15 protein-coding genes are annotated in these 22,026 nt (G+C 36.6%); 8 read left to right on the forward strand and 7 right to left on the reverse strand.

Features of this window, described 5'->3' with window-relative positions; genetic code table 11:
* Nucleotides 1-6: 6 nt before the first annotated feature.
* Nucleotides 7-1,179: a sensor histidine kinase gene (locus DDF69_RS13600; RefSeq protein WP_114821267.1), complete on the forward strand. Its 1,173-nt coding sequence runs from the start codon at nucleotides 7-9 to the stop codon at nucleotides 1,177-1,179.
* Here DDF69_RS13600 and DDF69_RS13605 read toward each other — a convergent pair.
* The 6 genes from DDF69_RS13605 to DDF69_RS13630 form a co-directional block, all read right to left on the reverse strand.
* Nucleotides 1,171-1,383 (reverse strand): hypothetical protein, encoded by a 213-nt coding sequence (locus tag DDF69_RS13605; protein WP_114821268.1) that lies wholly within the window; start codon nucleotides 1,381-1,383, stop codon nucleotides 1,171-1,173. The two genes, DDF69_RS13600 and DDF69_RS13605, sit on opposite strands and share 9 nt — an antisense overlap.
* Nucleotides 1,384-1,746: 363 nt before the next feature.
* Nucleotides 1,747-3,603 carry a PDZ domain-containing protein gene (locus DDF69_RS13610; RefSeq protein ID WP_114821269.1) on the reverse strand — a complete coding sequence of 619 codons (1,857 nt, stop codon included), beginning with the start codon at nucleotides 3,601-3,603 and terminating at the stop codon, nucleotides 1,747-1,749.
* Between the two features lie 134 nt (nucleotides 3,604-3,737).
* Complete coding sequence (locus DDF69_RS13615; protein ID WP_114821270.1) at nucleotides 3,738-5,369, reverse strand: M1 family metallopeptidase; 1,632 nt, start codon at nucleotides 5,367-5,369, stop codon at nucleotides 3,738-3,740.
* A gap of 134 nt (nucleotides 5,370-5,503) precedes the next feature.
* The gene (locus DDF69_RS13620; protein ID WP_114821271.1) at nucleotides 5,504-8,464 is read right to left on the reverse strand and encodes a reprolysin-like metallopeptidase; all 2,961 of its coding nucleotides are present in this window, start codon (nucleotides 8,462-8,464) and stop codon (nucleotides 5,504-5,506) included.
* Between the two features lie 228 nt (nucleotides 8,465-8,692).
* The gene (gene tatC / locus DDF69_RS13625; protein WP_183037386.1) at nucleotides 8,693-9,520 is read right to left on the reverse strand and encodes a twin-arginine translocase subunit TatC; all 828 of its coding nucleotides are present in this window, start codon (nucleotides 9,518-9,520) and stop codon (nucleotides 8,693-8,695) included.
* 135 nt (nucleotides 9,521-9,655) lie between these two features.
* Complete coding sequence (locus tag DDF69_RS13630) at nucleotides 9,656-10,615, reverse strand: SIS domain-containing protein (RefSeq protein ID WP_114821272.1); 960 nt, start codon at nucleotides 10,613-10,615, stop codon at nucleotides 9,656-9,658.
* 158 nt (nucleotides 10,616-10,773) lie between these two features.
* Here DDF69_RS13630 and recQ point away from each other — a divergent pair, with 158 nt between their 5' ends.
* The 7 genes from recQ (at nucleotide 10,774) to DDF69_RS13665 (ending at nucleotide 18,648) form a co-directional block, all read left to right on the forward strand.
* On the forward strand, nucleotides 10,774-12,978 hold the full coding sequence (recQ, locus tag DDF69_RS13635) for a DNA helicase RecQ (protein ID WP_114821273.1): 2,205 nt from the start codon (nucleotides 10,774-10,776) through the stop codon (nucleotides 12,976-12,978).
* Between the two features lie 206 nt (nucleotides 12,979-13,184).
* Nucleotides 13,185-14,267, forward strand: a complete 1,083-nt coding sequence (locus tag DDF69_RS13640; protein WP_114821274.1) for a glycosyltransferase — start codon at nucleotides 13,185-13,187, stop codon at nucleotides 14,265-14,267.
* Nucleotides 14,268-14,345: 78 nt separating this feature from the next.
* Nucleotides 14,346-14,690 (forward strand): hypothetical protein, encoded by a 345-nt coding sequence (locus DDF69_RS13645; RefSeq protein ID WP_162800931.1) that lies wholly within the window; start codon nucleotides 14,346-14,348, stop codon nucleotides 14,688-14,690.
* A gap of 28 nt (nucleotides 14,691-14,718) precedes the next feature.
* Entirely contained in the window at nucleotides 14,719-15,105 is a 387-nt protein-coding gene (locus DDF69_RS13650) for a cupin domain-containing protein (RefSeq protein WP_114821276.1), read from the forward strand.
* A gap of 130 nt (nucleotides 15,106-15,235) precedes the next feature.
* Nucleotides 15,236-16,639, forward strand: coding sequence for a dihydrolipoyl dehydrogenase (gene lpdA / locus DDF69_RS13655; RefSeq protein ID WP_114821277.1), 1,404 nt, complete (start codon nucleotides 15,236-15,238; stop codon nucleotides 16,637-16,639).
* A gap of 122 nt (nucleotides 16,640-16,761) precedes the next feature.
* Nucleotides 16,762-17,628, forward strand: coding sequence for a DUF4476 domain-containing protein (locus DDF69_RS13660; protein WP_114821278.1), 867 nt, complete (start codon nucleotides 16,762-16,764; stop codon nucleotides 17,626-17,628).
* Between the two features lie 195 nt (nucleotides 17,629-17,823).
* On the forward strand, nucleotides 17,824-18,648 hold the full coding sequence (locus DDF69_RS13665; RefSeq protein ID WP_114821279.1) for a S1 RNA-binding domain-containing protein: 825 nt from the start codon (nucleotides 17,824-17,826) through the stop codon (nucleotides 18,646-18,648).
* A 36-nt stretch (nucleotides 18,649-18,684) separates the two neighbouring features.
* On the opposite strand, the gene DDF69_RS13670 is transcribed toward DDF69_RS13665, so the two are convergent.
* Nucleotides 18,685-21,885 (reverse strand): T9SS type B sorting domain-containing protein, encoded by a 3,201-nt coding sequence (locus DDF69_RS13670; RefSeq protein WP_114821280.1) that lies wholly within the window; start codon nucleotides 21,883-21,885, stop codon nucleotides 18,685-18,687.
* Between the last annotated feature and the right edge of the window lie 141 nt (nucleotides 21,886-22,026).

Consider the following 22,026-nt stretch of genomic DNA (forward strand, 5'->3'; position numbering starts at 1 on the left):
AATTTAATGAAAAATCGTCCGCTTCTGTCAAGAATCAATAATTTTTTCGTTTTTGCATTGCTTACATTGGTGGTTGTAGCATTAATTGTTTCATCTAATTTTCTTATTAAAAACTTAAGAGAAAAAGAGGCTGAAAGAATAAAAGTTTTTGCTACAGCAATAAGAATTCTACAGGATAATCAACAAAAAAGTTCAGAAACTCAGGAGCTTCTCTTTGCAATTCTTACGGAGAATGATCAGATTCCGTCAATACTTACAGACGAAAATAAACAACCATTTTTGTTTGAGGGAAGCTCACGAAATATTGCTAAGGAGATTTTGGCTGATCCTAATGAACTGAACAATCTGATTACTAAAATGGAAAGTCATTATAATCCTTTTGAAATTGAAGTTGCAAATGGAGATAAACAACTTGTTTTCTATGATAACTCAGAACTGCTTAATAATTTAAGATATTACCCCTATTTTTTAGGATTATTCATATTAGCTTATCTGTTATTTTCATTTTGGTTTTTAAGAACGATAAAGAAAACAGATGAAGGGTATCTTTGGGCAGGTTTGGCTAAGGAAACGGCTCATCAGATTGGGACTCCTCTGTCTTCTATGATTGGGTGGATAGAAATTATGAAGCTTGATAATCCGGATTCAGATGGCGTACATGAGATTGAAAAAGATATTGAAAGACTGAGAACGATTTCAGAACGATTTTCAAAGATAGGCTCTATTCCTGAGTTAAATGACAGAAATTTTAGTGAAACTATTCAGGAGAATTATGATTATTTAAAAACAAGAATCTCCAGAAAAATCAATTTTACACTTAATTTACCTACTTATACTGTGCTGGTTCCTCATAACAAAATTCTGATGAGCTGGGTGATTGAAAATCTGGTGAAAAACGCCGTGGATGCGATGAAAGGAGAAGGCGCTATCACCATGTCTGTTTTTGAAAGAAATAAAAATATTCTCATTGAAGTAAAAGACAATGGAAGCGGGATGACAAAGCAGCAGTCTATAAATGCTTTTAAACCAGGTTATTCTACTAAGAAAAGAGGTTGGGGGTTAGGATTGTCTTTAGCGAAAAGAGTAATTCACGAATATCATAATGGTGATATTAAAATTGCCCAAACCGACGTGGGTAAGGGCACTACTTTTAGAATTATTTTAAGGAAATTAGTTTGATGAATAAACTGGGTTTCCAATAACATTAAAATAGGTAACAGAACCATCAGACCATTCAATTGCATAGTATTTACTATATATCATTTGGCCACCAGGAGTACCGGAACAATATCCATAAAACATTGTTGTTTTAACTTTATACTTTTCTCCATCTAAAAGTCCTCCATAAAAATTAAGCATTTGTTTTCTTGTTAGATTTTTCATAATTAAGTGTTTAATGTTAGTGTTTTAAATATAATATTTTTATGGTTCAAATCTTAAATTCATAACTTTTTATAATTAATTTATATTCTTTATGTGTATTATTTTTAAAATCATCCTATTAGTTTATACAACATGAACATTTGACTTTAAAAAGGTGAATAATTTGTTGGGTGCAGAATAAGTATTTGATAAATAATATGACAAAATAGATGAAAACTACATTTAAGTAAAAAAACATTTTACAAATAAGAAACCTAACAGGTTTTCAAAACCTGTTAGGTTTGCATCAAGTCATCTTAGACTTGTTTAAAATGCTCAACTTGAAGAAAATAAAAAGCGGGGAAAATTTCCCCGCTTTTCTCTTTATTTTTTACCAGTAAGCCACTGGGTTTGTAGTTTCAGTTCTTCCGGAGTCGGATTTGCCTTGAATATAGGCGTTTCCATGGTCATCTTATCCAGAACGGCCTTTCCTTTTAAGGTCATTTTCTCTTTCTTACCGGCATTATCTCTTAAAATAGTTACCGTAACTTCCTGTCCTTCTTTGATGGTTCTGGTATAACCAATAAAGTCCTGTACCTTTTTGATATCTACCGTTCTTCCGTCTAAAGCAAGTACCTGGTCAGTGATTTTAAATCCGATACTTTTTGCAAATGGAGATAATGCAGAATGATCGTCAAAAGCAAAAGCATTGGTCTTTTCATCAAAACCAGTCTGGTTGGGATCTTTGATAAACCAGAAAAGAGGCTGGCTTTCCTGTTTTTTAATATCTACGCCCACCATGCTCAGATATTGTGCATAAGGGGTTGGCTGGTTTCCTGCAATATATTTGTTATAGAAGTCTTTTACCTGAGGATATCCGGTTACTGTTACCAGTTCGTCAATCAGCTTATCATCTTTGAAAGGTTTGTTTTCACCAAATCTTTGAGACAATTTTCTGATCATATCACGATATCCCATTTCTCCGTTGGACAATTTTCTAAGCTCGATGTCTAAACACATGGCTAAAAGAGCTCCTTTCTCATATACATTTCTGTACTGATCTTTATAAGGCTCTACCAATACATTTTTACTCATTACCGTAAATGGCATTGTATCATCATAGCTCTTGGAGTTGGCAATTTTTTCACCGATTCTTTCAAGGAACTGATCTTTGTTGATCAATCCTTCCTGAATCTGGAATAGGTTGGCAAAATATTCCGTTCCGCCTTCGTACATCCATAAGTGCTGAGACATTTTTGGATCTGCATAGTCGAAATAGTGAATCTCTTCAGAGTGGGTCTTCAAAGGGTTTACAGTATGGAAAAACTCGTGGGAAACCACATCTGTAATGGTATTGTCAATAGCATCTTTCGGCATAGCTTCAGGAAGAACCACACTTGTAGACTCGTGATGTTCCAACGCTCCGAAACCCTTTACTGTAGGGCCGTCACCACCGGAAAGATACAGCATGATGGCATACTTTTTATTCGTGTTCATATCCCCCAGGAATTTCTTCTGGGCAACAACCATTTTTTCAAGATTGTCTTTAAAATCTGCGGCTTTGTATTTTCCTGTCGGAGAATATACACCCAGTACAAGATCCATTCCTCCGGCATTGAAGGTAATATAATCCGGTTTGGTGTACATTAACGGAGAATCTGTTACTTTAGCATAGTTGGCGAGAGTATAGGTATCCGTATTATCTGATTTATCCTGATCTACCAATGCTGTGGTTCCATAGAAATCAGTTGGTTTCTGAACCACCAGCTGATAAGGAACATCCTGCATATTCTCAATGTATCCTATGAATCCATGAGTATTGATCATGTATACTTTTCCTTCTTCAATATCAGTACCTGAAGGAGAAAATACAGCTTTATGCTTTGATGTATCCAATTCATCATCAAAACTATCATTCACAAGATATGAGATTTTGGAAAGTGCCTGAGCATTTTTCAATGAATAGGTATTGTCGTTTACTTTAGTATAAGTAAGTTCTTTTCCTTTATTATCGTAAAATTTGATTCCTTCAATGAATCTTCCGTAGTCGTCTACAGAATATGTACCTGGAACCGTTTTGGGGAAATGAAATTTAATATCACCGGATTTCATTTTCGGGAATTCCATGGTAACGGCTACTTTATCATCTTTTACATTAACAAGGTCAATGGTGGTTTTTATAGACTGAGCATTTGCTAAAAAAGCAGCAAAAATACCAAGGCTAAGTACTGTTTTTCTCATTAGGTTTAAATTAATAGTTAAATAGTTGCTTTTTTTCTGAGTTTGTTACGGAAAAAGTATTAAACTTTTCTTAAAGTTTTGATATCAAAAAGCGAAAAGGCAAATTTGCGGGTGTGCAAATCTGCCTTTTTTCTTTATTGAGTATTCTTATAATTGATGTAATAGTTCGGGTTTAACTCAACAGGAATGTTCTTTTTAAGCTTTACGGTCTGCCATTCTTCTGTTGGATTTATGGTCTGATCTCCATTGATGATGATAGGTAATTTCAGATTCTTTACCACATCTGTATATCGGAATTTTAAAGTGTCACCATCCTGAGTATACTCCAGGGTTGGTATTTTAATGGTTCTCAGATACTGATCAAAGACCGTTGAAAAATCAATTCCTGATTTTGAGGAAATATAATTTTCTACCTGTTGCGTGGTAACCGTCTGATGATAAAAATCTTTATTTAAACCTCTTAAAATCTGTCTGAATTTTTCATCATTATTGATCACCTGTCTTATCGTGTGAAGCATATTGGCTCCTTTCGGGTACATATCTCCGCTGCCTTCATTTCTTACCCCGTACTGGCCAATAACAGGAATGTCATTGTCTATCAATTTCCTGATCCCCTGAACATAGATGTCAGCAGATTTTTTGTCCATATATTTTTCTGTGAAAAGAGTCTCGGAGTAGTTGGTGAAACTTTCATGAATCCACATATCAGCCTGGTCTTTTGCTGTAATGTTGTTGGCGAACCATTCATGGCCGCTTTCATGAATAATAATGAAATCCCAGTTTAACCCAACTCCTGTCCCGGAGAGATCTCTGCCAAGATATCCGTTCTGATATTTATTTCCATAGGCTACATTACTCTGATGTTCCATGCCAAGGTGAGGAGATTCTACAAGTTTGTATGAATCTTCATAAAACGGGTACGGACCAAACCAGTATTCAAAAGCTGATAGCATAGGTTTTACCTGTTCAAACTGTTTTTTTGCCTTGTCCAGATTATAGTCAATTACCCAATAATCCAGATCCAGTTTTCCTTTTTCACCCTCAAATGTATCTTTGAAGTTTACATATTTTCCTATACTCGGGATAATGGAGTAGGCATTGATAGGATTTTTAACCTCCCAGGTATAAGTGGTTTTACTGCCGGTTGTTTTTTTATCAGTGAGTCTGCCGTTCCCCACACCCACCAGATCATTAGGCGTTATAATTTTCATAATGATCCCGTTATCAGGCTCATCACTCCATATGTCTTTGGTAGGAAGCCAGATTGAAGCTCCTATTCCTTCGTCAGCAGCAGTCATCCATGGATTTCCTTTTTCGTCTTTCGTGAAAACCCAGCCGCCATCCCACGGTGCTTTTTTGGCTATGGTAGGCTTTCCGGAATAGGTGACGTTAATGGTATATTTTTCGCCTTTTTTGAATTTCTTATTCGTTGTAATGAAGATAAAGTCTCCATCCTGCTTATAATTGGCAATAGGAAAATTCCCTTCCACCTTATCCGCTTTCATCGGCTGTTGAAGATCAATCTGAAAAACAGGATTGGTAACATCTTTTATAATCTCAAAGCTGATTTTATTATTTCCTTTGATACTTTTCTGCTCAAAATCCGGTTCTACGGAAAGATCATATTTTTTGACATCCCAAAAATTTCTGAATTCAGTATTGGAACCTTTTAAAGTATCCTGTTTGGTGAAAACCTTATCCTTTTCAAAGAACTGTCCGAAAACCAGCCCTGACGCAAATAAGAGTGTATATGACAATTTTTTCATTTAAACGTATATTAAATCTTTTCAAAAGTATAAAATTAAATTAATAGCACATGCCGGAAATCAAATTAAATACAGATTTTAAGAAGACATAAAAAAAGCCCGGTCATTGCCGGGCTGTAAAAACTGGTTAGGTTTTATTTTTTGATGAATTTCAGGTTTGAAGTCGTTCCTTTATCTTCAATTGAAATAATATAAGCTCCTGTACTTAGTTTTGATACGGAGATTTTATTGTCATTGATCTGGCCGTTCATTACTTTCTGACCCGCCATATTCGTAATGATAAACTGAGCTTTAGGTGAAATCTGAGTTACATTCAATACATCACTTGCCGGGTTAGGGTAGATCTGGATTGAGTTCTTATCTTTCACCGTCTCACTGGTAGAAAGCTGTTGCTGAATCAATACCGGATAATCCTCAACTTCACCATATTGCTGGTTGCTGCATCCGCTGTTTGGCTGGCTTTCATATCCTAATACAACTCTCATAATTACGTTTCCTCCCGTATAAGCATCTGCCGGTACGGAGAATGTTCCGGAAACAGGTGATATGGTACTAGCTGCGCTGGTGTAGATGACTTCAGAAGAAGAGAATACTCCGTCTCTGTTAAAATCTATCCATGCTGTTACTCCGTCATTGTACTGAGCACTTGTCCATCCTTTGGTTATGCTTACATTATTCCCTGTAGATCCTGACATAAGGGTAATAAGTTTCGATGGGTCTGTGGTATAGTCTGTGTAAGGTGTATTGCTGCTATTGTTTGAAACAGGGCTCATTCCGGCACCGGTTACTGTAACATTGGAAATATACTCGTCAGCAGCATTTGTTCCTGTGATTGAACACTTCGCAAATGGAGACGTTGTAAAATTCGTTGATGCTGAATAAGCACCAACCGAAGCACTACAAACATTGGCTACCTGTACTTCATATTGAGTAGCTTCTGTAAGCCCTGAAATAGTATAAGAATTTGTTGAAACAGGAACAGTAGTCCATGTTGCTGTCCCTACTTTTCTATACATTACAGAGTATGTTGCTCCTACTAACGCTGTCCAGTTTACAGATGCTGAAGTTCTTGTAATACCGGTTACTGTAATTCCTGTTGGAGCAGATGTTGTACAAGCACTTGCAGAGGCAGATACGGTAGCATTTCCAACAGCGTAGAATACATTATCAATGGCGCTTACTCTTATTTTTACGCTGGCACCTGTTGCCAGAGAAGAGAAAGAAAACGGCTCAGATCCGTCATTAGCTGTAGATGGGCTGATAACTGTCCATGTCGTTCCATTGTCTGTAGTATAATCTATTTTAACGTTTTGAACATTATATGGAGCATTATTGGTATTTACCACATCCCAGGTAATCGCTCCAGGTGTATTATTGTAAACCGTAGTTGAAGTTACTTTGAAAGGACCTTCATTTCCTATGTCCACCTTCATCAGGCTGCTCTGTGTCTGTTGTTGTGCAGCATCCGGATTATTATCCCTCACGGTTACTTTGAAATTCATCGTTCTTGGGATATTGGATACAGTTTCCCAGTCTACTGCACTGGTAAGAGTACCGTTAAGAACATTGGTGAATTTAGGGAAGTAACGAGTAGGCGAGGTTGTAGGCATCAATGATCTGAAATTTGCCCCATTATTTCTGGTTGCACTCACGGGTCCAAAAGCAGATGTAGCCAGATCATATTGTTCCCAGGTATAAGTCATAGGGTCATTTTGTGTATCTGTTGCAGAAGCTGTTAGCACAAAAGGTGTTCCTTTAGGGATCATTTTATTAGCCATTGGCTGTATAGAAGGAGGTGTATTGGCCACATTAGTAATAACTCCACAGTCCTGAGCATTGACATATGCACCTACTTCTTCAATATTTTTAGTATGAAAATAAGCATCAGAATGCATCTGAACATTATAGTTGGTAATACCGGCATATCCCATAATTGAAGATCCCGATCCCGGCTCCATGTGGGCTCCATGTAAAGCAATAGACATCGTGTGTGCTGCACCGAATTGGTGTCCGATTTCATGAGCTACAAAATCGATATCATAATTATCTCCAAAAGGCTGATCCGGAGTAGAAGGAGAAGTTATTCCTGCTCCTTTAGAAGTAGCATCATTGTTGTTTGCAGGATTTCTGCAGACATTTCCTACATCTCCGGCACTTCCGCCGCCACCTCTGTGGCCAAAGAAATGTCCTATATCATAGGCGGCATTCCCTACACCGGCAGTATTGGTAAGCGTTTGCTGAAGCTGCAGGTTCCAGGCGCCAGGCGCGCTATAGGTTCCGTTTGAATTGGTGATTACATTTGAATAAGGGTCTGTAGCGGGATCTGCAAATATAAGTTGGGGAAGATCCTGTACAATCATATGGATTCCAAAATCTTTTTCAAAAACACCATTTACACGGTTCATGGTAGCATTAATACGGGCTGCAGCCAAAGGCACACTTCCGGCAAGTTGCGTATATTCACCATTTACGGAGATGGCAATTCTGTAGGTTCTGTATTTTTGTTCATTACTTTTATTAGCGTTCCCTAAACCCTTTAAAACGTTTTTTGTTTTAAGCAGCTTATTCATTTCTTTCTTTGCCTTCTCAGGCTCAGCAGTTCTGCATTCGAAAGGATCTTCATGAGATTTGTTGGATTTGAAAAAGACTCCATACACATCCTTTTCTTTATTGATGGGTTCTATGAATTCGTATTTTCCTGTATCTGTATTGAATGTCATAGACTGAAAATCGTTGGGTGCTGTACTGAACCGGATTTGTTTATGCGGATTATCCAGCCCGATACCTGCATATGCTCCCAATTCATATCGGTCCGCCATAGACTTTTCTACTACCGGCGAACTGTACACTGAAAACCTTTCAATTCTTCCATCTGCCGTAGGGATAGAAACAATTACGGCGTTTCCTCCTTTTCCTGCTTCAGGAGCATTTTTTAGTTGATTTCTTAATGCAGAAAGATCAAATTTGTAGGCATATTCTACCTTTACTTCTTTTCTTACCTGCATAACTTTCTCTGAGACCGGTTCCCAGCGTTGTGCCTGCAGACCACCCAGACTTAAAGCCAATGCAAAGACGAAAATAATTCTCTTTTTCATATTTTTTTATTGATTGTTATTTAGGTTTTAAAGATAGTTTATTTTTTTAAATCTTTAGTTAGTGATACATTGTTAATTTCTCTAAACTTTATAATTTTAGTTAAACTTTATCGTTGTTTTTAATTATATTAAGAATAAATATAATTAATGTTGATTTTTTTAATAAAAAAAGCGCTACCATTCAATTGAATAGTAGCGCTTAAGCTTTTATTTAGTAAAAAATACCGTTTATTTCTGTACTGCAGGAAGATTTCCGTTGCTCTTCTGGACTTTTTTATAAGTGAAGGTACACATCATAATACTGAACTCATATAATATAAGCAGCGGGAACGCAGCCATCAGCATACTCAAAACATCTGCCGGAGTAATGATTGCTGCTACCACCATAATCAAAACGATAGCATGACGACGGTAGGTCTTCATAAATGTAGGGGTAAGAATTCCAATGCTTGTAAGGAAGTAAATCAAAATAGGGAAAAGGAAAATAACGCCCATACCCAAAACCACCTGTAAAAATAAAGTGGTATAATCACTTAAATCATAAAGCGGAACGATAATGTCTGAGATTTTAAAAATAACCCCGAAATTAACGGCAAACGGCAGAATCAGGAAATAACCGCATAATACTCCGGTCATGAAAAGAATCCATACCGCATTAATAATATAAATAGAATTCTTTCTTTCTCTTGGATGCAAAGCAGGACCAATAAAACGCCACAGTTCCCATACGATATACGGAAATGCAGCCACCATTCCACCAAAAATTGAAACAGCCATCATTACATTGAACTGCTGATACAATCTCTGTACACGAACCGGGAAGTCCTTTGGAAGATGAATACTGTCTTCTCCTAAAATCATTCTTGAAAAATGATTAACAACTCTGAAGGTCGGGAAATCATTTCTGGTGGGCCCAAAAAAGATATGGTCCATTATCCAGTTGATATTAAAACCAACCACAAAAGCCGCAATTATGATAGCAATAATCGAACGGATCAGATGCCCTCTTAATTCTCCTATATGTCCAAGGAAGGACATGTCTTTACCATCACTCACAGAATACAATTTTTAAAGCGCAAATTTATAAAAAAAATGACAGAAGCAAGAGTCTGCAGGTTATTAGTTAAATTTTACTTTTAATCTGCCAATTATCTTTTATTTATTAACCTCCAACTTCTGAATTTTTATCTTCTAATTAATTCCTTCATCCAGCAGTTTATGCAGGTCTATAATCCCGAAATATTTTCCGTTTTCTGTTACTACCAGCTGGCCGATATTATTTTCTTTCAGAACTTTCATGGCTTCTTTTGCCAGAGCTTCTTTTTCGATAGTTCTTGGACGGGCAGACATAATATCTTTAGCCGATACCTTACTGATATCTTCTCCTTTCATCAGCATTCTTCTTAAATCTCCATCCGTGATCACCCCAATAATCTGATCTTCATTGGTTACTACAGTGATTCCGTGGCTTGAAGCACTGATGGAAATGATGACATCTCTTATGGAAGAATTTTCTGTTACCTCAGGTTTTTGGGAAGATAAAAACTGTTCTACTTTAGAAGTAAGATTCTTTCCTAAGCTTCCTCCGGGGTGAAATTTAGCAAAATCATTAGCTTTGAAATCATTCAGTTCCATTAAAGCAACAGCTAAAGCATCTCCCAAAGCCATCTGTATAGTTGTAGAACTTGTAGGAGCCAGTTTATTCGGACAAGCTTCAACGTCCACATGAGTATCCAGAATAACTTCTGAAAATTCAGCCAGTTTACTGGTTTTATTTCCTGTCATTCCTATTAAAGCCGAAGAATAATCCTTTAAATAAGGGACAAGATTGGCAATTTCAGGAGAGTTTCCGGAATTCGAGATGCATAAAACAACATCCTGTTTCTGAATGACTCCAAGATCTCCATGAATAGCTTCCGAAGCATGCAAAAACTGAGAAGGCGTACCCGTAGAATTCAGGGTAGCAACAATTTTGTTACCCACGTGGGCAGATTTTCCTATTCCTACCACAATCAGCTTCCCTTTCGCTGAGTGAATAATCTCCACAGCCCGCGCAAATGGGTCATCAATTCTGTTTTTTAATTTTTCTAGTTCAGAAATTTCTATTTCTAAAGTGCTCTTTGCAATTGATATAATGTTGGTTCTATCCATTTTACGATGATAAGGTATACAAAAAAGTTCCTAAAAAACGTTATATTTTAAAAAGAATATTTAATATAAATTTTATTTTTTATAAATTCGTTCGCTTTTATTTTAAGCAGAATTTTTATAACTTTGGGTGTGATGCAAATTTAGCAATAGAAAATTAGATGAGCGCAAAAAAAGCCAATTTATCAGGCGAATTGAAAAAGTATTTTGGGTTTTCTACATTTAAGGGCCAGCAGGAACAAATTATAGACAACCTATTGAATGGGAAGGATATATTTGTTTTAATGCCTACAGGTGGCGGAAAATCATTATGTTACCAGCTTCCGGCTCTTATTTCGGAAGGGACAGCAATCGTAGTTTCGCCCTTAATAGCGTTGATGAAAAATCAGGTAGATGCCGTGAACGGCCTTTCATCCGATGATGGAGTAGCCCACGTGCTGAATTCATCATTAAACAAAACGCAGACCAAACAGGTTTTTGACGATATCAAAAGCGGCAAAACCAAACTTCTGTATGTAGCTCCTGAATCATTAATTAAAGATGATTACCTGGATTTTTTGAAAGAAGTGAAAATTTCCTTCTTTGCTATCGACGAGGCTCACTGTATTTCAGAGTGGGGACATGATTTCAGACCGGAATACAGGAATCTGAAACAGATTATTGACAAAATCGCCAATGTACCGGTGATTGCTTTAACGGCTACGGCAACTCCTAAGGTTCAGGATGATATCCAGAAAACTTTAGGAATGACCAATGCATTGGTCTTTAAAGAAAGCTTCAACCGTCCTAATCTATATTATGAAGTATGTCCTAAAATTAATGTAGATAAGGAAATCGTAAAATTTATCAATCAGCATAAAGGAAAATCAGGAATTGTTTATTGTCTGAGCCGTAGAAAAGTGGAAGAATTTGCCCAGCTTCTGCAGGTAAACGGGATCAACGCCCTTCCTTATCATGCTGGACTGGATCAGAAAGTGAGAGTGGCAAATCAGGATAAATTCCTGATGGAAGAAGTAGATGTAATTGTGGCTACCATTGCCTTCGGGATGGGAATTGATAAACCGGACGTACGTTTTGTAATTCATTACGACTTCCCAAAATCACTGGAGAGCTATTACCAGGAAACCGGTAGAGCAGGAAGAGATGGAGGCGAAGGTCATTGTCTCGCATTCTATGATCCGAAAGACATTGAAAAACTCGAGAAATTCCTGGCTCAGAAACCCGTTTCAGAAAGAGAAATCGGATTACAGCTTCTGAATGAAGTGGTAGGCTATGCCGAAACTTCCATGAGCAGAAGACAATACATTCTGTACTATTTTGGAGAAAGTTTCGATCCGGTAAACGGAGACGGAGCCAAGATGTGTGACAATTCATCCAACCCGCCAAAATTAAAGGATGCTACAGCAGATTTAAAAAAGGCGCTGGAGCTGATCAGTGATACAGGAGAAAAGTTCAAGTCTAAAGATCTGATCTCAGTTATTGTAGGGAAAGAAAATGCGGTAACAAAATCTTATAAGCTGGAACAAAGTTCTCATTTTGGTTTTGGAAAAGACGAAAAAGATAATTACTGGAAAACAATTTTAAGACAGGCTACTGTTCAGAATTTTTTACAGAAAGATATTGAAACCTATGGGGTTTTAAAAATTACAGAAAAAGGAAAAAGTGTCCTGAATGGCCAATCTAAAGACCACTTTTTAATTGCTGAGGACAGAGAATTTGATCTTACCCAGGCAAAAGCAGAGAGTGATCAGGTACAGCAGCAGGCTGGAGGAGGACTGGATCAGAACCTTTTCAACCTGTTGAAAGAATTAAGAAAGAAAGTAGCCAAAAAACATGGAATTCCACCATACACCGTATTTATGGATCCAAGTTTGGAGGATATGACGGTTCAGTACCCAATAAGTGTAGATGAGATCACCAAAATCTATGGTGTAGGGGAAGGAAAAGCCAAAAAATACGGTAAAGAATTCGCAGATTACATCAAAACATACGTAGAAGATAACAATATCGAACGTACTCAGGATATGGTATTGAAGCAGGTGGCCAATAAATCCAGCCATAAAGTTTTCATTATCCAGAGCACTGATAAAAAGATTGACCTTGAAGATATAGCAAGAGCTAAGAACCTTTCTATGGATGAACTTCTGAAAGAAATGGAAAGGATCGTTTATCAGGGAACAAAGCTGAATATCGACTATTATATTGAAGATAATTTTGATGAAGACATTGTAGACGGATTCATGGAATTCATGAACGAATCTGAAAGCGACAGTATGAAAGTATTGCTGGATGAATTCGGGGATGAATTATCTGATGAAGAAGTAAGAATGCTGAGAATTAAATTTATCAGTGACGTTGCCAACTAAAAGGATAATATATTTTAGAATATAAATTATATAAGTAAGTTTTTCAATAGAAGAACTTACTTTTTTTATGATGTATTAGCTCTATAGTAAATAATAGTCAAATTGAATTTAAAGCTTAGTTAATTTCTGTTAATTACCATGAAAACGGCTATCTTCACCCTTACAATATTTGAAAGATAACTAAACTTTTTAGTAACTTTGATAGGATGAAAAAAATATCTGTCATATTTATTCTGCCGGACTTAGAAACCGGGGGCGCAGAAAGGATTGTTACCACAATAGCGAATCATCTTTCCAGAGATCGGTTTGAGCCTAAGATTTTGCTGTTACGTAAACAAGGCGGATATTTGAATTTTCTGAAAAAAGATGTCGAAATTATCGATATCAATACCGAAAGAATAAGACATTCTTTAAAACCCATTTTAGGAGAAATCTATAGAAGAAAGCCAGATATTGTATTCTCCGGTTTTGGTGAAGTCAATGCTTATTTGTCCCTGTTCATAAAACTTTTTCCGCGAACAAAATTCATTGCAAGGGAAACCAATGTTGTCACACAGCATGTAACGCGTAAAGAGATTAAATTTTTCTATAATTTTTACAATAACTATCAGAAAATCATCGCTCAAAGTGATGATATGATGAAGGATCTTGTGGATAATTTTAATATTAAAAAGAAAAAAATTGTCAAGATCAATAATCCTGTAGACTTTGACTTTATTGAAGATAAAATGTCTATGTCTTTAAAACCGGAATGTTTCAAATACAATTATAAAAATGTAGTGGCCATTGGAAATCTGTCTTCCAGAAAAGGATTTGATAACCTGCTGAAAGTTTTTTCAAGGCTGAAGAATGAAAACATTATGCTTCATATTTTAGGAGATGGAAAAGACAAAGATCTTCTGCTTCAGACAAAAGAGCTTTTAGGATTAAAAAAAGTGATTTTCCATGGGAGACAGGAAAATCCCTACCAATATTTGAAATATGCAGATTTATTTGTGCTTTCTTCAAGATATGAAGGATTCCCCAACGTTCTTCTGGAAGCAGGAGCGTGTGGAACTTATTCTTTAGCCAACAACTGTCCCGGAGGAATCAATGAGATCATCCAGCATAATGTAAACGGTGAAGTTGCCAATATTGAAAACTATGATGGCTTTGCCCAACAGATTGTGAACGTTCTTCAGAATAACTATAACAGAGACGCCATAAAAAACTCTATTAAATCAAGGTTCTCTAAGAATATTATTATGGATAAATATGAAAAGGTTTTACTGGATTTGATCAAACCTTGATAGCCCCATTTGTTTTGTAGGGTGTTAATTTCTTACTTTTGGAGCTATAAATTTTATCTGAAAACCAATTTTTCATCCATGAATAAAATCCAGAAATTAGGATGCGCCTGTGAGAAACCGAACTCCAGTTATACCGAATATAGAAGCTCAGCATTAGGAATTGATCATACCAACGGAAGATATGGAGAAGTAACGATTCAACAGTGCAAGTTGTGCCAGAGAATATGGATTCATTATTTTGTGGAATATGAGCATTATTCCAAGTCAGGAAGATGGTACAAAGGAATTGTTTCAAAAAAAGATCGTCCTCACATTACTCCTGAAAATGCAGTAGAATTTCTGGAAAGCCTTGAATGGTATGTGTATGGCGGTTCGTTTTTTGAAAGTACAGGCGAATTCGGACAGGGAAAATTGAATGTGTAGTATTTGACTGATTTATAATATCAAACCTATGAAACCATTTATCATTGTTATTTTGATGCTGAATGCTGTTGTAATGACGGCTCAGCAGAAGTCCATCTCCAGAAAAGAATTGTTAAAAACAGCTCTTGATCAGAAAGTGAAATCTACAGAGATTCAGGAAATAACAATGGCGGCCGGACAAGGAGCACCTGAACATCTGCATCCCTGTCCCGTTTTGGGAATCATCAATTCCGGTGAAGCTGTTTTTCAGATCGAAGGACAAGAGAAAGTAGTACTTCATGAAGGCGATGCTTTTTACGAACCTAAAAATGTGAAAATCCTTCATTTTGACAATGCATCATCTGAAAAACCCCTTGTCTTTACCGCAATCTACCTGAAGAAAGGGAATGAGGAAAATATAAAGTTCATAAAATAATACTTTTCATCAAACTAAAGCATATAATTATCATTTTTAAAATTGATAAAACTCACTTTGGTGCTTGGTAATTTATATGTAAATTTGTGAGAATTAAGATAGATAATAATAAACAAATTCATAGAATAACATGAGTCAATTCGATGTTACCGTAATAGGTTCTGGTCCCGGTGGTTATGTTGCTGCTATCCGTGCAGCACAATTAGGTTTCAAAACAGCAATTATTGAAAAATATTCAACTTTAGGCGGAACTTGTCTTAACGTTGGATGTATTCCGTCAAAAGCGCTTCTTGACAGCTCTGAGCATTTCGAAAATGCAAAACACAATTTTGCAGGTCACGGAATCATCATCAATGAGCCGCAAGCGGATATTGCAAGAATGATCGAGCGTAAAAACGAAGTGATCAAGCAGAATACAGACGGAATCAGCTATCTGATGAATAAAAATCAGATTACTGTTTTTGAAGGAGTAGGAAGCTTCGAATCTGCTACTCAGATTAAAGTAACAAAAAACGACGGTTCTTCTGAAACAATCGAGTCTAAATATACCATCATTGCAACAGGTTCTAAACCATCTACACTGCCTTTCATCTCTTTAGATAAAGAAAGAGTGATTACTTCTACGGAAGCTTTAAACCTTAAAGAAATTCCAAAGCATTTAGTAGTAATCGGAGGTGGAGTGATCGGTCTTGAGCTAGGGTCTGTGTACCTAAGATTAGGAGCTCAGGTGACTGTTGTTGAATTTATGGATAAAATCATCCCTGGAATGGATGGAGCTTTAAGCAAAGAATTGACTAAAGTTCTTAAAAAACAAGGAATGAAGTTTATGCTTTCTACTGCGGTTTCTGCGGTTGAAAGAAACGGAGATACTGTAAAGATCACTGCTAAAGATAAAAAAGGAGCAGAAGTAGTAGTAGAAGGAGATTACTGTTTAGTTTCTGTAGGTAGAAAACCTTACACAGACGGTCTTGGACTTGAAAAAGCAGGTGTAGAGCTTGATGAAAGAGGAAGAGTAAAAGTAAACGATCACTTACAAACCAATGTTGCTAATATCTATGCAATCGGTGACGTTATCAAAGGTGCGATGTTGGCTCACAAAGCTGAAGAAGAAGGAGTTTTCGTTGCTGAAACATTGGCAGGACAAAAGCCTCACATCAACTATAACCTGATTCCTGGTGTTGTTTATACATGGCCGGAAGTTGCAGGAGTGGGTAAAACTGAAGAGCAGTTAAAAGAAGAAGGTGTAGCTTACAAAGTAGGGTCTTTCCCAATGAGAGCTTTAGGTAGAAGCCGTGCAAGTGGTGATATCGATGGTCTTGTGAAGATTATTGCAGATGAAAAAACTGATGAGGTTTTAGGAATGCACATCGTAGGAGCAAGAGCTGCTGACCTTATTGCTGAAGGGGTAATTGCTATGGAATTCCGTGCAAGTGCTGAAGACATTGCAAGAAGTTCTCACGCTCACCCAACCTATGCAGAAGCGATCAAAGAAGCTGCATTGGATGCTACGGCAAAAAGACCTATTCATATGTAATATTTGATTAAAAGATTTAATCATTTAAAATAGTATAAATTAAAGGCTGTTTCCTTATGGAAGCAGCCTTTTTGGTGGTGCTTTTGGCATGAAAATGGACATGGTTTTGCAAAATTTCATGTATGAAAAAGATTTTTATCAGTGGGATGCTTTTGGCGGGAATCAGTTCATGGGCACAGGAAGCAGGAAAGGCAGGAGAATTATTAAAAAATGAGGCTTCTACTACAGAAATGAGAACCTCTAAAAGTCCTGATGAAAGAAATAAAACGTTTGATCAGCCGGGATCTGAAAATACTCCAATTCCTCAGAGAAGAGGAAATGAAAATAGAATAAAAAATCCTAATTATCAGTGGAATAAAAACTACGGTTATGCAGAAGTTTTTCTGAGAATTCCCGAGCAGGGATTTTTCACTGTGGAAGTTGGCGATCAGATGATGGCAAACGGTTCCGGAAAGTACAGATTCTTTGATCTGTCATCAGTGAGAATGCCCATTTCAATCTATGAGAATGGTTTTCTGATCTACAGAACAACATTGATGCTTCGAAATAACAACAGAATGGTTCTGGATTTCTTTACCAACGAAGGTCTCTATCTCCTGGATTCTTATCCTGTGCAAAATCAATATGGATTTAATGACTGGAACGATATCTGGAACAATCCTTACGGAAATCATTCCGGAGACTGGTCTCTTCAGGGAAATGTGATGGATAAACATTCTTTCGGTCAGTTTTTTGATATGATGATGAACAATGAGAGTTTTGATGAAGGGAAAATTAAGATGATCAATCAGCAGATGCGTACCTCTATGTTCACCTCCGTGCAAATAAGAGATCTGGTGAAAGCACTCGGTTTTGATAATAAGAAATTGGCCCTTGCCAAATCGATGTACCGTAATTGTGCAGATAAAGACCGTTATTTCTTGGTTTATGATGCTTTTGATTTTGAAAGCAGCAAGCGTGAACTGATGGACTATATTTCGAACTTATAATATTCAATAGAAACGGGCTTTAGCCCGTTTATTTTATACAATCAATCCACTGGCTTCAGCCAAAACATATTTTCTAAAACATAACGTTTTTCATAGTCTCATAACTTTTTATAAAGCCCTTAAAAGAATTATAATTATATAGACTAGGATCGCATCTTCAAATTTCCGTACCTTTGTCAGCTAATTTTATCATCAATGCAACTCGGAAAAACTCAAACTTTAACAATTTCAGAAAAAATTAATTCAGGATGGATCCTTGTGGATGAATCCGGTGAAAAGGCTTTTCTACCTAAAATCTTTATTCAGGATGAAAAAGAAACAGGTGAGGAGGTTGAAGTTTTTGTGTATCAGGATGACGATAAATTAAAAGCAACTACTGAGATCCCATTGGCAGAAGTAGGTGAATTTGCGGTAATGAGCTGTGTACAAAGTCTTCCAAGCGGAGCTTTTATGGATTGGGGAATCATTAAAGATTTATTTATCCCTTACAAACAGCAGAAAACGAAAATCATTGAAGGGAAAAGATACCTGGTCTATATTTACGTAGACGAAGATATGGAACTGATTACCGGTACTACGAAATTCAAGAGAAATCCTCAGTATGATGAGCTTCCATTCAAAAAAGGAGACAAGGTAGACCTGATCATGATGAATGAAAGTGAACTGGGCTGGAATGTGATCATCAACAAACAATACATTGGTTTGATCTATGCTTCCGATGTTTTCAAAAAACTATATCCGTTGTCAGAAGAAACAGGATTTATCAAAGCGATCCGTGAAGACGGTAAAATAGATGTTTCTTTACAGCCGGAAGGATTTGAAAATATTGACGAGTTTAAACAAAAGATTCTGAACAAACTGGAAGAAAACTACGGACTTCTGTATGTATCCGATAAATCTTCACCTGAAGAGATTAAGGATGAACTTCAGATGAGTAAGAAAAATTTCAAGAAAGCAATCGGAGGACTTTATAAAGATAAAATCATCGATATCTCAGACGATAAGATCAAATTATTATAAAAACAAAAACGAGCAGAAATTTCTGCTCGTTTTTGTTTATCTGTTTTTAATCAGAAGCCATCCGTTGTAGATTCTCCCATCAGAAACTTTGATCGTATACCAATAATTTCCTGTAGAAATAGGATGGGATTCATATCTTCCGTCCCACTGGAAAGGTTTATTTCTGATAATCTCTTTGTAGATTACAGCACCTCTTCTGTCATATAAACTTACCTCTGTTCCCGGATAATTTTCCAGGCCTGCAATTCTCCATGTATCATTGATACCATCACCGTTGGGACTGATTGCATTGGGTATATTGAAAATCGAGAAGTTCTTCTGCCCGATAATACATCCGGATTTTGTTCTCACATACACTGTATATTCTCCCATATTTAAATTAGTAAATATATTAGAATCCTGCCATGTGAGATTATCTAAAGAAAACTCATAATTTCCGTTCTGAGAAAGAATTACAGTTGCTGTATTGTTTGTAATATTCACAGAAACAATATGAGCCAAAACAGAATAACTCACCTGGGTAGAGCTTGTACTTTCACATCCGAAAACGTTGGTTACTTTCACAGTGTATGTTCCCGGAGTAGATGCTGTAATGGTTTGAGTTGTTGCTCCCGTATTCCATTCATAAGACTTAAATCCCGGACCCGGATCTAAAACAACTGATTTTCCTTCACAGAAATCAAGGGTATCAGGAAGCAGAACAATAGGTTTTGGATTAAGAGTAAGATTTAATCTCACCACTTTAAAACATCCGTCCGGAGTTGAAACCCTTACATGGATAAGAGTTGTCCCGACATTTAAAACATAAGCTGAAGGATTTGAAATAGGGTTTCCTGCAGTATCAGTATACGTGAAAATATAATTCCCCGGATTAGTAATAATACTAGCTTCATAAGAGTGAAGATTAACAACCATAGAATTGGCAGTAGTCGTATTACATTGTACCTGTGTAATATCTTTTGCCGGTACATTATCTGTGGATAGGGTTACAGCAATAGCTAGTTTTTCAGATTCACAGTTGTTTACTGTTTGGGTTACAAAATACGTCTGTCCGTTTACTAAGGGAGCTGTCAAAGGAATTACATTTCCTGCCGAATCATAGAATTTAAGAGATGTTCCAGTTACAACTATCTTTTCTAGTGTTGGGTTTGCAGCAGCACAGAAATCCTGATTAACATTTGCTGTCGGCTTAGGAGTTGTATTTACTGTTATCTGAACTGCTGTTTTATTACTTTCACATCCGTTAATAGTCTGAGAAGCATAATAATTTTGTCCATTAACAAGAGCAGTTGTTGCAGCTAAAATATTTCCCGCTGCATCATACCATTTTATATTCTGTCCAGCGATCTGAATATCAGAAATTTTTGGATTATTGGTAGCACAGAAGGTTTGATTTAAGCCAGCAACAGGCGATTGGGTTGCAGTGATGACCACTGTTTGATTTTGTGTTACAATATTTCCATTCCCATCATCATAGGTCCAAAAGATTGTGTAGGTTCCCGGAACCGAATACGTAAGAGGAGCGGGAGTGGTTGCTGTAACTGTCCCTGCGCAATTGTCTGTGGCTGTAGGAAAAGACGTGATAACAGTATTGCAGTCTCCCGTTATTGCCGGAAGTTGTGCTACATTAGGAACAGGTGGTGTATTATCCCCTACAACAACATGTATTGAAAAATTACCGTCGCACCCGTTTGTTGTTCCTGAAATATGACAGGTATATATCCCGGAATGAACAGTTGAAGAATTAGGAATTAAAGGATTTTGCTGGTCGGATGAGAATCCATTAGGCCCCGTCCAGTTGTATACAGTTCCTCCTGAGGCGTTGAGTTGAATATCAGATCCGATACAGATGTTTTGACTAGAGTTTTGTGGAATATTGTTGCATTTTTCCATTTTTAGTAAATAGCCATCCATGTTTAATTGGTTGCCATTGATAGCATGGAGAAAATACTGATTAGGAGATGGGTCGAAATCACAATGCCAGTCAAAAGTTCCAATATAATAATAATCATTACTCTTGTTTACTGTTTGGTATATTCGTGAGACGGAATTGGGGAAATTATAGGTATCCGACCCGATTTTAAAAGAATTTTTGTATTGTCTGTTTGTATCAAAGGAAATCGTACAGCCTTCTATATATCCATTTCCCTTAGTGATCATATTGGTGGCAATGTCTGGATTGGCATCAAAACTTTTATCAAAGGTTCCGCTTACGTGAATTTCGTTATTATCATCACAGTCTAATCCAAAAATTACAAGTGGGAAATGTTGTCCTGTATTTATATATTTTTTTACATCCAGCAGAGTATTACTGGTGTCGAACCATAATAAATAAACACTTAAATAAGTATTTGATGAGAGCAGATACTGATTGCCAGAGGGATCTACGTCAATCGGAAGAAACTGGGCCTGCCAGTGCCCTGAAACAATCAGTTTATCATTTTTATCAATGGTAATCCTGGAAAAACTCTGGTCCTGTAATTCGCCAGACCAAATCAGGTTCCCCACAGAAGAGTATCTCTTTAATACATATCCTCCCGGACCATATAGAGTGTTCATGGCAAAATAAACATCATTATTGGAGTTTAAAGCTATTTGGCCTTCTATACCTCCTGTTATTTTTTTTAACCATTCAACCTGTAGGTTGGGCTGAAGTTTCATGATATAGGTGGCCGCTGAAGAATTTGTATCATTAAATGGAGTATTTGAAGCTTGTGAAAATATAAGATTGGAAAAAGCAAATGTACTTATGTATATATTGCCGTTATCATCTACAGAGAAAGATTGAGGCGTAGAGTTGGTAATTTCAGTTTCATTAATAAGCGTTCCGTTGGTATTTAAGATTGTTACAGTAGTATATCCATTGATAAACATACCTTGTTGTGAGGACTTACTTGTTAATGCATATACTTTTCCATTTTTTACTTTAAGATCATAATCATAATCATTATGCATATTGCTGATTTTATGACTCCATAAGTAATTCCCATTACTATCAAGTTTGATAATAAAAGTAGTTCCATAGGTACCGGAACTTGAGTAATTGGTTGGAACTATGAGTTGTACATTAGGCCCCGGATCAGCATCAATTCCGCTGAATCCAAGTGTTCTGCCTAACAGATAGATATTACCTTCATCATCTTTATCAATTTTGGTAATAAAATCATCATAATCAGTATAGCTTTTAAATTGTTTTACCCAGGAAAAATTTTGTGAAAATAGAAGTATCGTGCTCAAAAAAGAGAACAGCGAAAGAATTTTCTACATCGGTTAGTAATTTTTGCGGCAAAGATATAAAAATAGGTTTCTTATTGAATAATAAGTAATCGTAAACTTTCATTCATAAACATGATCGATGTCATGACATTTTTGTTTAAT

The organism is Chryseobacterium sp. KLBC 52 (assembly GCF_003347605.1).
Lineage (GTDB): Bacteria > Bacteroidota > Bacteroidia > Flavobacteriales > Weeksellaceae > Chryseobacterium.